Below are 11438 nucleotides of genomic sequence, written 5' to 3'. Positions count from 1 at the left end.
TACGCTGAGGGCAATGGTTCCTCTCTGGTTCACGCTGTCCGCCCTCTGCTTTGTCGGAGCTGCGGTCTTGCTGTACGTGGATATCGACCGCCGGCGCGGGTTGGGCCGGCGGCGTAAGTCGTGGGCGAAGTCGCACGGTTTCGACTATGAACACGAATCTGCCGACATCCTGAGCCGCTGGAAGCGCGGCGTGATGTCGACCGTCGGGGAAAGCGTCACGGCCCGCAATGTGGTGCTGGGCCAGATCCGCGGCGAGGCKGTCTTCATCTTCGATCTCGACGATGTCGCCACCGTGATCGCGCTGCACCGCAAAGTCGGCACCAATGTCGTGGTGGACCTGCGTCTCAAGGACATCAAGGAGCCCCGCGAGAGCGATATCTGGCTGCTCGGCGCCATCGGCCCGCGGATGGTGTACTCCACCAATCTCGATGCGGCCCGCCGCGCGTGCGACCGCCGGATGGTGACGTTCGCGCACACCGCACCCGATTGCGCCGAGATCATGTGGAACGAGCAGAACTGGACGCTGGTGGCCATGCCGATCACCAGCAGCCGCGCCCAGTGGGACGAGGGACTGCGCACCGTGCGTCAGTTCAACGACCTGCTCCGGGTGCTGCCTCCGGTCCCGCAGCCCGGCCACAACGGTGTCGGTGCCCGCAGCGGTCAGCCCGCACTGGCCCGCCGCAGCGGTTCGCCGAGCCGTCCGTTGCTGCCGCGCCCCGCCGAACTTCCCGCCGGACGCGGCGACCTGCCGCCCGGCCGCGCTGACGTGGGCCGCTATGTCCAGCAGCGTCCGCCGGTGCACAACAGCACCCGGCAGTCACCGCACTACCAGCGGTAACCGCCTGTGCCGGTAGCACTGATCACCGGGCCGACCTCCGGCCTCGGAGAGGGTTTCGCCCGCCGTTACGCCCAGGACGGGTACGACCTGGTCCTGGTAGCCCGCGACACCGCACGCCTGGAACAACTCGCCGCCGAACTGCGCGATGAAGCCGGAAGCACCGTCGAGGTACTCCCCGCCGACCTGGCCGTCGCCGCGGATCGGCAACGGGTCGCCGAGCGGCTGTCCGCCGGGGTGCACACCCTGATCAACAACGCCGGGTTCGGCACCTCGGGCGAGTTCTGGACCGCTGACTTCGCGCTGCTGCAGTCCCAGCTGGACGTCAACGTCACCGCCGTCATGCAACTGACCCATGCCGCGCTGCCTGCCATGCTGGCCGCCGGAGAGGGCACCGTCATCAACGTGGCCAGTGTGGCGGGCCTGCTGCCCGGCCGCGGCTCCACCTATTCGGCGTCCAAATCCTGGGTCATCGCCTTCTCCGAGGGCCTGGCCAACGGCCTCGGCGGCACCGGTGTCGGCGTGCACGCACTGTGCCCGGGCTTCGTGCGCACCGAGTTCCACGAGCGGGCCGGCATCGAGATGTCGGGCACGCCGTCCTGGTTCTGGCTTGAGGTCGACGACGTGGTCCGGGACTGCCTGGCCGATGTCGCCAAGGGTGAGATCGTGATCGTGCCCGGCCTGCAGTACAAGGTGCTCACCACCGGCAGCCGGCTGGTTCCTCGGAACCTGTTGCGCGGCTTGACCAAAAGGGTCGGTAAAGGCCGCGGGCGGACCTGAATGCGGTGGAAACGGATGCTGGCGGCCACGCTGGCGGTGCTGACGCTTGCGGCGTGCTCCGGCAGCGACGACACCGCAGGCCCCTTCGGCACCCAGCAGGCCAAGGTGGGCGAGTCGCTGTCCGTCCTGGGCTGGAACGTGTCGGTGGCCAATCTGCGGTTCGAGGGCGATCAGGTGCTCATCKACGTCGATGCCGCCGTCGCCGAGGAGGGCGGCGCGCACGCTCCGGCGGAGACCCTGCGGTTCGGTCTGTACGGTGCGCTCGCCCACCCCATCGAAGGCAATGCCATCGGCGGGTGCGCGTCGGCGCCCGACCTGAGCCTGCAGCCCATCACCGCGCGGGACCCGCAGCGCCTCAGTGGCACAGCATGTCTGGGCCCGATCCGGGACCAGAGCCAGGTGCGCGGGGTGTACCTGTACTCGCCGCACGACCGGATGCCCAAGACGACGGTCGCCTACGCGGCGGCCTTCCCGGTCGGGTTGGCGCCCACCAGCGCCACCGAGACCGGCCTGGCGATGCGCTCGACCAGCGTGGATGCTTTCAAGGCCGACGGCTCGCAGCTGGCGCCGACCGCGCTGGGTGACCCGGAGGCGTTCAGCGGCAACGGATACATGCTGCTTGGCCTGTCGATCGACGGGCTGGCCGAACGCTACCAGGACGACTCGAAGGCGCGCGGTGGTCCGCTGATGGTGCTGACCGGCCCGACCCTGCCGGGAAGTGGCCTCTCCCATGCCTGTTCGTTGTACGGCTCCTCGCTGTTGGTGATGCCCGACGCGGCGCGGGACGCGGTGTCCATCCGGGCATCGATGTGCACCCAGGGTGAGATCAACGCCGCGCTGCTCTACCCGTCGGTGTCACTGGTCGGCACCCACGCGGCGCTGTGGACGACCGGTGACTGACAGCTCGTCAGAGCGACCAGGCCCCACCGAATGGGGCGAGACGCCGGGCGTCGGCCCCTGGGACGGGCCCGCACCCGATGACCCACGCTACGATCCGGACTTGTTGCGCGACGGGGACACCCGCAATGTCGTTGACGCATACCGGTATTGGACGCGTGAGGCGATCATCGCCGATATCGACACCCGAAGGCACCCGCTGCACGTGGCCATCGAGAACTTTGGCAGCGATGCCAATATCGGCACCGTGGTGCGCACCGCCAACGCCTTCGCGGTGGACACCGTGCACATCGTCGGCCGGCGCCGCTGGAACCGTCGCGGCGCCATGGTGACCGACCGCTACCAACGGCTGCGCCACCACGACTCCACCGCCGAGCTGCTGGACTTCGCCGCCGGCGCGGGCCTCACCGTCGTCGCCGTCGACAATGTGCCGGGGTCCCAGCCCCTCGAACACGTCACGCTGCCCCGGGAATGCCTGCTGGTGTTCGGGCAGGAGGGCCCGGGCATCACCCCGGAAGCCTCCGGCGGGGCCGAATTGACGGTGTCCATCGCCCAGTTCGGCTCGACCCGCAGCATCAACGCCGGTGTCGCCGCCGGCATCGCGATGCACGCGTGGATCCGCACGCATGCCGACACATCCCGGGCCTGGTAGGGCAGGATCTAAGCATGGTTCAGGTGTGGGCAAATCGTGCAGCCAGTTCGGAAGCCGCGATCACCAAGCGACACCTCAAACGGTTGTGGGGGCTGCCCGGCACCCAGCTCGGCGTGGTGGCCTGGCCGRCCGCCCGCAAACAGACCCTGTTCGGTACCTGGCACTACTGGTGGCAGGCCCACCTGCTGGACTGCCTGGTCGACGCGCAGCTGCGCGACCCCCAGCCGCAGCGCCTCACCCGCATCAACCGTCAGATCCGCGGGCACCACATCCGCAACAACCTCCGCTGGACCAACGACTACTACGACGACATGGCCTGGCTGGCGCTCGCACTGGAACGTTCCGGGCGGCTGTGCGACATCGGACGACCAAACGCGCTCGACAAGCTGGCCGATCAGTTCCTGAACTCCTGGGTGCCCGAGGACGGCGGCGGCATCCCGTGGCGCAAACAGGACCAGTTCTTCAACGCACCGGCCAACGGACCCGCCGCGATCTTCCTGGCGCGCCACGACCGGGTGCGCCGCGCCCAGCAGATGGCCGACTGGATCGACGAGACGCTGATCGACCCCGAGACCCACCTGGTGTTCGACGGTGTCAAGGGCGGTTCGCTGGTGCGCGCGCAATACACCTACTGCCAGGGCGTGGTGCTCGGGCTCGAGGTCGAGCTGGCCAACCGCACCGACGACCCCGAACACGCCCAGCGGGTGCACCGACTGGTGGCCGCGGTCGCCAAGGAGATGACCACCGATGGGGTCATCCGCGGTGCCGGCGGTGGTGACGGCGGGCTGTTCAACGCGATCCTGGCCCGCTATCTGGCGTTCGTCGCCACCGATCTGCCCGGCACCGCACCCGAGGACGAGCAGGCCCGCACCACCGCCCGGGATCTGGTGCTCACCTCGGCGCGGTCGGCGTGGGATTACCGGCAGACGGTGGACGGGTTGCCGTTGTTCGGCGCCTTCTGGGACCGCAACGCCGTGGTGCCGCAATCGGTGACCGGGGATGYCCAGTTCGTGGAGGGAGCGGTCAACGCCTCCGAGATCGCCGAGCGTGACCTCTCGGTGCAGCTGTCCGGCTGGATGCTGATGGAAGCCGCCCACACGCTCGACGACACCGACGACGCTGACGGAGACGCCGATCAGTGACTGAGCCGACGACCGAGCGGGGTTTCCCGCTGCTGCCGTCGCGGTTCAGCCGTGGCAGCAAGGCCACCAGGACGACGGACAACACGGCGGCCGCATTGCTGCTGTTGTTCACCGTCATCGCCATCGCGTGGGCGAACTCGCCCTGGGCCGAGAGCTATTCGGCCCTGCTGGACACCCACGTGGGTTTCAGTGTCGGTGCGCACCACTTCGAGATGACGGTCAAGCACTTCATCAACGACGCGTTGATGACGTTCTTCTTCTTCATCGTCGGGCTCGAGGTGACCCGCGAATTCACCATCGGTGAGCTGACCGACCGGTCGCGGGCCGCGGTGCCGGTGATCGCCGCGGCCGCGGGCCTGGTGATCCCGGCCGTGGTGTTCCTGGCGTTCAACCCGACGGGTGAGAACGCCCAGGCGTGGGGCGTGGTCATCTCCACCGACACAGYGTTCCTGGTCGGTGCGCTGGCCATCATCAAGCCCAAATTCCCTGCGCGCGTGCGGATCTTCCTGCTCACCCTGGCGGTGGTGGACGACGTCGGGGCGCTGTGTGCGATCGCGCTGTTCTACTCCGACAGCGTCCAGGTCGGCCCGCTGCTGGTCTCGGCGGCGCTGACCGGCGCCCTCGCGCTGGTGCGGTACCTGCCGCCGGGATTCCGTGGACCCGCCTACGCGGTTTTCGGGGTGGCGCTCTGGGTCGCCCTGTACATGGCCGGGATTCATCCGACGCTGGCCGGCGTGGTGATCGCGCTGCTGATCCCGGTGTTCACGCCCGAGCGGCGTCCCGTCGAGCGGGCCGTCGACCAGATCCGCGCGTTCCGGCAGTCGCCCAATTCCGAGTACGCCCGCGCCGCGAGTCGCGCGCTGCGCGAATCGATCTCGATCAACGAACGGCTGCAGACCACGGTCGGACCCACCGTCTCGTTCGTCGTGCTGCCGCTGTTCGCCTTGGTCAATGCCGGCGTGCGGCTCGACGCGCAGAGCTTGTCCACGGCGCTGCAGTCACCGCTGACGTGGGGCATCGTCGCCGGCCTGGTGATCGGCAAGTTCGTCGGCATCACCGGGGCCACCTGGCTGATCCAGCGCATCGGGCTCGGCGAGCTCGCCCCCGGACTCACCCTGCGCCGGATCGCCGGTGGCGCAGCGCTGTCCGGTATCGGCTTCACCATCTCGCTGTTCATCGTCGACATCGCAATCACCGACCCCAGCCGTCAGGACCAGGCGCGCATCGGTGTGCTGGCGGCGTCGGTCATCGCATTCGCCCTCGGCTGGGCCATCTTCCGGCTCACCGACTGGCTCAGTCCCCCCGAGCCGGTCGGGCTGAAACTGCTGCGCCCCATCGATCTCGACCGGGACCACGCCCGCGGCGAGCCCGGCGCCCCGCTGACCCTGGTCGAGTACGGTGACTTCGAATGCCCGTTCTGCAGCCGCGCGACCGGCGCGATCGACGAAGTGCGGGCGCATTTCGGCGACGAATTGCTCTATGTGTGGCGGCATTTCCCGCTCGAGCGCGCCCACCCGCGGGCCTTCGACGCCGCGCGGGCCAGTGAGGCCGCGGCACTGCAGGGCAAGTTCTGGGAGATGGCGCACGAATTGTTCGCCCACCAGGACGACCTGGAATGGTCGGACATCTACCGGTATGCGGTGGCCGCAGGGTGCGACATCGAGCAGTTCGACCAGGACGTGCGGGTGCATTCGTCGAAGGTGCTGCACCGGGTCACCGATGACGCCGAGGACGCCGAGGCGATGGATCTCAACGCCACGCCGACGCTGTTCGTCAACGGCATACGACACCAGGGGCCGTGGGATGCGGCCAGTCTGATCCGGGCGCTCGAAGAACGTTAGGCCCGGCGGCTCCGCACGATCCCGAACGCCACCAGTGCGCCGGCCAGCACGGTCAGCACCAGTCCCGCGATCGTGACGGACTCCCGGAATTGCGCGGTCTGCGCCGCGCTCCAGTGCGAGGTGGCGATGGCGCCGGTGAACAGTGCCGCCAGGATCGTGCCGCTGACCGCGACCCCGACACCGGAGGTGACCTCGGAGGCGGTATCGACGAGCGCGGTGCCGATCGTGGTCCGGTTCTCCGGCAGACCGCGCAGCACGTTGACCGCGGCGACCACCCCGACCACCCGCATCCCGGCCGCGACCAGGACCAGCGCCACCGCCACCCACGGATAGCAGTAGTTGCCCAGCAGCCCGTAGACCGCCAGCCCGGCCACCACCGCCGAGGCGCTCAGCCAGGCTGCCCGCTCCGGGCCGACCCGCGCGACGAACGGGTTGACGAAGAAACTGCCGACCACCAGCACGATGACCTGCGGCAGCATCCCGACCGCGGCCAGCGCCGGCGACCAGCCCCAGTCCAGTTGCAGCTGCAGCGTGACCAAATAGCCGAGGCCCGCGAGCGCCAGGCCGGCCGCGGCCTTGAATGCCAATCCGCTCGAAACCAGTGGGCGCGCAAGGAGGTCGAGCGAGATCAACGGGTAGCGCGCTGACCTTTCCCTGAGCACGAACAACACCGTCGTCACGGCTGCCACGGTGGCGACCAGCCACGGGATCCACGACCCAGGACCCTGCTCGACGAACAGCGTCGGCGCCACCAATGCCAGCACGATGGCCGCCGTCCCCAGCACGGCGCCGGCGATGTCCAACGGATCGTGATGCAGGTCGTCCGCCCGGTCCGCGCCGATCCCGGACCGCACCCCAATGATCGCGACGACGGCGATCGGCACATTCACCAGCAGCAGGATCTGCCAGGGCGCGACCGCGATGACGAATCCGCCGACGGTCGGGCCGATCGCCAACCCGACTAGGCCCACCGTGGAGATCAGGGTGATCGCCCGGATGCGCAGGGCGTCGTCGGTGAACAACCGGAACGCCAGTGCCATCGAACCGGGCGTGGTCATCGCCGCCGCGAAACCCGTCAGCATCCGGACGGCGATCAACTGCCCCGCGGTCTCGACGAAGGCGGTGGACAGACTCGCGACGGCGAGCAGCACCAGCCCGATGACCATGACCCGGCGTCGCCCGAACCGGTCGGCGACGGCGCCGAAGATGAGCATCAGCCCGCCGAAGACGACGGCGTAGGCGCCGGTCACCCACTGCAGCGCGGTGGTGGAGGCGTGCAGGTCACGCCCGATCGTGGGGAGCGCCACCGTGAGGATCGAGTTGTCCAGCATCTCGAAGAGGAACACCGCCGACAGGCCCATCAGCGCCGGCCAGGCCTGCCGCAGCGAGCGAGGCGGCACAATGCTCTGAGTAGCAACCATGCAACTAAACTAAGTGACTAAACTAAGTCAGTCAACACAGTGAGGTGAAATGCCGAGAAACGCGGAGCGCGGCGGCCCGCTCACGCGCCGGAAGATCTCCGATGTCGCGACCGTGTTGTTCCTCGATCGCGGGTTCGACACCGTCACCGTCGCCGATGTCGCACGCGAGGCCGGGGTCTCCAGCGTCACGGTGTTCAAGCACTTCCCGCGCAAGGAGGACCTGCTCTTCGACCGCGAGGAGGATGCCGTCGAGATCCTGCGGTCGGCCGTGCGCGACCGCGCATCCGGCGTCGACGTGCTCGCGTCGCTGCGCGACGTCGCGTTTCGTCTCGTCGACGACCGTCATGCGCTGTCCGGCATCAAGGAGGGGTCGATCCCCTTCTACCGGACCGTCGCGGCGTCACCGGCGCTGATCGCGCGGGCGAGGGAGATCGCGTCGGAGATGGAGCGGACCCTGGCGGAACTTCTCGACGGCGACCCGGGTTTCGCCGGGGACGCCCCGTTGTTCGCCGCGCTCTTCATCGCGGGCTACGCGACAGTGATGACCGGAACTGCGCGACGCGTCATCGCCGAAGGCCGGCCGGACGCCGTGGTGGACGACCACCGTGAGCGGCTGGGACGGCTGTTCGATGCGCTGCGCAGCGGAGTGCCGACCTAGGCTGACGGCTGCTCGCCGGACTCCATGGGCGGGGTGGGGATGCCGGCCTTCTTGGCGGCCTTGCGGCGTTTGTACCACTCGATGGCGATCGGCAGCACCGACAGCAGGACGATGCCGATGACGATCGGTTCGAGCAGCTTCTGGATGACCTCGAAGCGGCCCAGCCAGTAGCCGAGCAGCGTCAGCCCGACACCCCACACGATGGCGCCCACGGCGTTGTACAGCGTGAAGACGGCGTAGTTCATCTTGGCCGCACCCGCGGTGAGCGGGGCGATGGTGCGCACGATCGGGACGAAGCGGGCGATCACGATGGCGAACGGCCCGCGCTGCTCGAAGAAGAGGTGCGCCTCGTCGAGGTACTTCTGCTTGAGGAAGCGCGCGTTCGGCTTGAACATGGCGGTACCGACATTGCGGCCGATCCAGTAACCGACCTGCGCACCGAGGATCGCGGCGATCGGGATGAACACCAGGAGCTGCCAGAGCTGGAAGTCCGTGCTGGCGACATTGCCCTCCGCCGATGCCGTCTGGATACCGGCGGCCAGCATGCCCGCCACGAACAGCAGCGAGTCACCGGGAAGGATCGGGAACAGCACCCCGGACTCGACGAAGACGACCACCAGCAGCCCGACCAGGGCCCAGGTTCCGAAATAACTCAACAGATTGATCGGATCCATGAAATCCGGCATCAAGGCCAGATGGGTGGTGGTCATGAGGCCCCAAGATACCGGCTGGGGCTTACGGGCAGGCCACGGCGATCTGATAGCTGGAGGCGACGACCCGCGCGGGGTCGGCCGAATCRGTGCCGCTGCCGGACCCGGAGACGATGACCGTGGCGCCGTTGCGAGAGGCGGTCGGTGCCTGACTCGCGGTGCCCACGGCGAACCCGAGAGCGACGCCGCCGACATCGCCGATGCTGACCGACCGGACCGCGGGCACGTCGTCGTCGGTCACGATCACGCTGACACCCAGGGAGCTGTCCCCGACGCTGATCGTGGTCAGCCCGTCATCGGTGGAACAGCTCACCGGGCCGGTCGGGCCGGTGTCCCCGTTGACGATGACCTGAGCGCGCCCCGGGGCCACGGACCTGGCCAACTCGGGTTCCGGCGGGCGAGTCGGCGCGGCGACGGGAGTGGATATCGGTGTGGAAGGAGAGGCAGGGGCGCACCCGACCACCGATGCCGATGCCACTGACGCCAGCAGAATCAGGACCGGTTTGGCGCGCACTTCGTCCACGGTAAACGGTGAAGGCGGTATCCGCCCTGCCGCCGGCGTCGCTTTATTGAGATACTGCCGGGGAAAGCGCTCGCGACACAGGAGGAAGTCAATGCCCATCGCCACGCCCGAGGTATACGCCGAGATGCTGGGCCGTGCCAAGGAGCACTCGTTCGCCTTCCCGGCCATCAACTGTGTCGGTTCGGAGAGCATCAACGCCGCCATCAAGGGCTTCGCCGACGCGGGCAGCGACGGGATCATCCAGTTCTCCACCGGTGGTGCGGAATTCGGGTCCGGTCTGGGCGTCAAGGACATGGTGACCGGCGCCACCGCGCTGGCCGAGTTCGCGCACGTCGTCGCCGCCAAGTACCCCATCACGGTGGCCCTGCACACCGACCACTGCCCCAAGGACAAGCTGGACACCTTCGTCCGGCCGCTGCTCGCGATCTCTGCCGAGCGGGTGGCCAAGGGCCAGAACCCGCTGTTCCAGTCGCACATGTGGGACGGCTCCGCGGTGCCGATCGACGAGAACCTGCAGATCGCCCAGGAACTGCTCAAGCTGTCGGCCGAAGCCAAGATCATCCTGGAGATCGAGATCGGTGTGGTCGGCGGCGAGGAGGACGGCGTCGAGGCCGAGATCAACGACAAGCTCTACACCACGCCCGAGGACTTCGAGAAGACCATCGACGCGCTCGGCGTCGGTGAGCACGGCAAATACCTGCTGGCAGCCACGTTCGGCAACGTGCACGGCGTGTACAAGCCCGGCAACGTCAAGCTGCGCCCCGACATCCTCGAGCAGGGCCAGAAGGTCGCGGTGGCCAAGCTCGGTCTGGCCGAGGGCAGCAAGCCGTTCGACTTCGTCTTCCACGGCGGGTCCGGTTCGCTGAAGTCCGAGATCGAGGATTCGCTGAACTTCGGCGTGGTGAAGATGAACGTCGACACCGACACCCAGTACGCCTTCAGCCGGCCCATCGCCGGCCACTTCTTCACCAACTACGACGGGGTGTTGAAGGTTGACGGCGAGGTCGGCAACAAGAAGGCCTACGACCCGCGCAGCTACCTGAAGAAGGCCGAGGCCGGGATGACCGAGCGCGTCATCGAGGCGTGCAACGACCTGCACAGCGCGGGCCGTTCGGTGTCCGCCGGCTAGTTCTCGTCGTCCGGGCGCCAGCCGCCCGGCAGCATCGGGCTGACCGCCGAGCCGCCGAACTGATCGGTGCGCACGGTGGTCAGCCCTTGTGCGTCGATACCGCTGCGCGTCGAGGTGCCGATCCAGGATTCGGCCCGGCGTTCGGGCTCGGGCTCCTCGGGTTCATAGTCTTCGTACGCGTCGGCGTACGCGCGGTCCTCGATGACGGCGGCCTTCTTGCGTCGCCGTTTGCGTTGCGCGACCGATGACGCCGCGATCCCGGCCGCGGCGGCCGGAATGCCCTCGGCCGGTGCCTGCGCGCTGTTGTGATCCCGCAGCGTCGGGGTGAAACCCTCGCCTGGATCGCCGCCGGCCACCGCGTACGGAACCAGCGGTGCGGCCACGGTCGCCGCGGGTGCGGCAGGTGCCGCCGCCGTCGCGGATCCCGCGGGAGCTCCCGCGGCTGCCGTCGCCGGCGCACCGCCGCCCGGGAACGCCGCCGGGGTCAGCTGCTGCTGCTCACCCTGCGGCTGCGTGGCCGGCTCACCCAGATCCAGTGGCGGCAGGTCCTGCAGCTTGAGCAGCTCGTTGAGCATGTAGGCGCCCACGCCGATCAGGATGCCCAACGCCGCGGCGGCCATCAGCGGCGCCAGGAAGATCATCGGGTAGGTGGTCAGCGCGCCGACCCACGAGATCGCCTGATAGGCGACGGCCGCCAGGAACGGCCCCCACGTCTGCAGCGCTGCCGCCGGATTCGTCAGGAAGTCCCGGATCAACGCGATCGAGTTGCCCAGCGGGTTCTGCAGAAAGTCCCAGAGGACGTCGCCACCGGGCAACCCGAGCGTGTACTGCTCCAGCCAGTCGGCCAGCC

General features: G+C 68.6%; 12 protein-coding genes. 8 read left to right on the top strand and 4 right to left on the bottom strand.

The window, feature by feature from the left end:
• Positions 1 to 13 precede the first annotated feature (13 nt).
• Genes ttfA through nhaA form a run of 6 tightly spaced genes read left to right on the top strand, consistent with a single transcriptional unit; the run spans position 14 to position 6147 of the window.
• Positions 14 to 838, top strand: coding sequence for a trehalose monomycolate transport factor TtfA (gene ttfA / locus AC1DTF_RS08525; protein ID WP_057170280.1), 825 nt, complete (start codon positions 14 to 16; stop codon positions 836 to 838).
• A 6-nt stretch (positions 839 to 844) separates the two neighbouring features.
• Positions 845 to 1615 carry an SDR family NAD(P)-dependent oxidoreductase gene (locus AC1DTF_RS08520; RefSeq protein WP_082614451.1) on the top strand — a complete coding sequence of 257 codons (771 nt, stop codon included), beginning with the start codon at positions 845 to 847 and terminating at the stop codon, positions 1613 to 1615.
• 15 nt (positions 1616 to 1630) lie between these two features.
• The gene (locus AC1DTF_RS08515) at positions 1631 to 2515 is read left to right on the top strand and encodes a hypothetical protein (RefSeq protein WP_477473769.1); all 885 of its coding nucleotides are present in this window, start codon (positions 1631 to 1633) and stop codon (positions 2513 to 2515) included.
• Positions 2508 to 3164: a TrmH family RNA methyltransferase gene (locus AC1DTF_RS08510; RefSeq protein ID WP_477473768.1), complete on the top strand. Its 657-nt coding sequence runs from the start codon at positions 2508 to 2510 to the stop codon at positions 3162 to 3164. The genes AC1DTF_RS08515 and AC1DTF_RS08510 overlap by 8 nt, the downstream gene beginning before the upstream one ends.
• 14 nt (positions 3165 to 3178) lie before the next feature.
• The gene (locus AC1DTF_RS08505; protein WP_477473767.1) at positions 3179 to 4306 is read left to right on the top strand and encodes a glycoside hydrolase family 76 protein; all 1128 of its coding nucleotides are present in this window, start codon (positions 3179 to 3181) and stop codon (positions 4304 to 4306) included.
• The gene (gene nhaA / locus AC1DTF_RS08500) at positions 4303 to 6147 is read left to right on the top strand and encodes a Na+/H+ antiporter NhaA (protein ID WP_477473766.1); all 1845 of its coding nucleotides are present in this window, start codon (positions 4303 to 4305) and stop codon (positions 6145 to 6147) included. Before AC1DTF_RS08505 ends, nhaA begins: the two co-directional genes overlap by 4 nt.
• Here the strand turns inward: nhaA and AC1DTF_RS08495 are convergent.
• Positions 6144 to 7568 carry an MFS transporter gene (locus tag AC1DTF_RS08495; protein WP_477473765.1) on the bottom strand — a complete coding sequence of 475 codons (1425 nt, stop codon included), beginning with the start codon at positions 7566 to 7568 and terminating at the stop codon, positions 6144 to 6146. The two genes, nhaA and AC1DTF_RS08495, sit on opposite strands and share 4 nt — an antisense overlap.
• Positions 7569 to 7617: 49 nt before the next feature.
• On the opposite strand from AC1DTF_RS08495, the gene AC1DTF_RS08490 reads away from it, so the two are divergent.
• Positions 7618 to 8226: a TetR/AcrR family transcriptional regulator gene (locus AC1DTF_RS08490; protein WP_477473764.1), complete on the top strand. Its 609-nt coding sequence runs from the start codon at positions 7618 to 7620 to the stop codon at positions 8224 to 8226.
• Here the strand turns inward: AC1DTF_RS08490 and AC1DTF_RS08485 are convergent.
• Entirely contained in the window at positions 8223 to 8936 is a 714-nt protein-coding gene (locus AC1DTF_RS08485) for a DedA family protein (RefSeq protein WP_477473763.1), read from the bottom strand. The two genes, AC1DTF_RS08490 and AC1DTF_RS08485, sit on opposite strands and share 4 nt — an antisense overlap.
• 25 nt (positions 8937 to 8961) lie before the next feature.
• Positions 8962 to 9450, bottom strand: coding sequence for a lipoprotein LpqH (locus AC1DTF_RS08480; RefSeq protein WP_162264275.1), 489 nt, complete (start codon positions 9448 to 9450; stop codon positions 8962 to 8964).
• 100 nt (positions 9451 to 9550) lie between these two features.
• Here AC1DTF_RS08480 and fbaA point away from each other — a divergent pair, with 100 nt between their 5' ends.
• Entirely contained in the window at positions 9551 to 10588 is a 1038-nt protein-coding gene (gene fbaA, locus AC1DTF_RS08475) for a class II fructose-bisphosphate aldolase (RefSeq protein ID WP_057170271.1), read from the top strand.
• On the opposite strand, the gene AC1DTF_RS08470 is transcribed toward fbaA, so the two are convergent.
• The coding region (locus AC1DTF_RS08470; protein ID WP_477473762.1) for a PPW family C-terminal domain-containing PPE protein at positions 10585 to 11438 on the bottom strand (854 nt) is incomplete at its 5' end. The two genes, fbaA and AC1DTF_RS08470, sit on opposite strands and share 4 nt — an antisense overlap.

The organism is Mycobacterium sp. P4_H6, from assembly GCF_056400845.1.
This window is presented reverse-complemented; position numbering and strand designations above follow the sequence as displayed.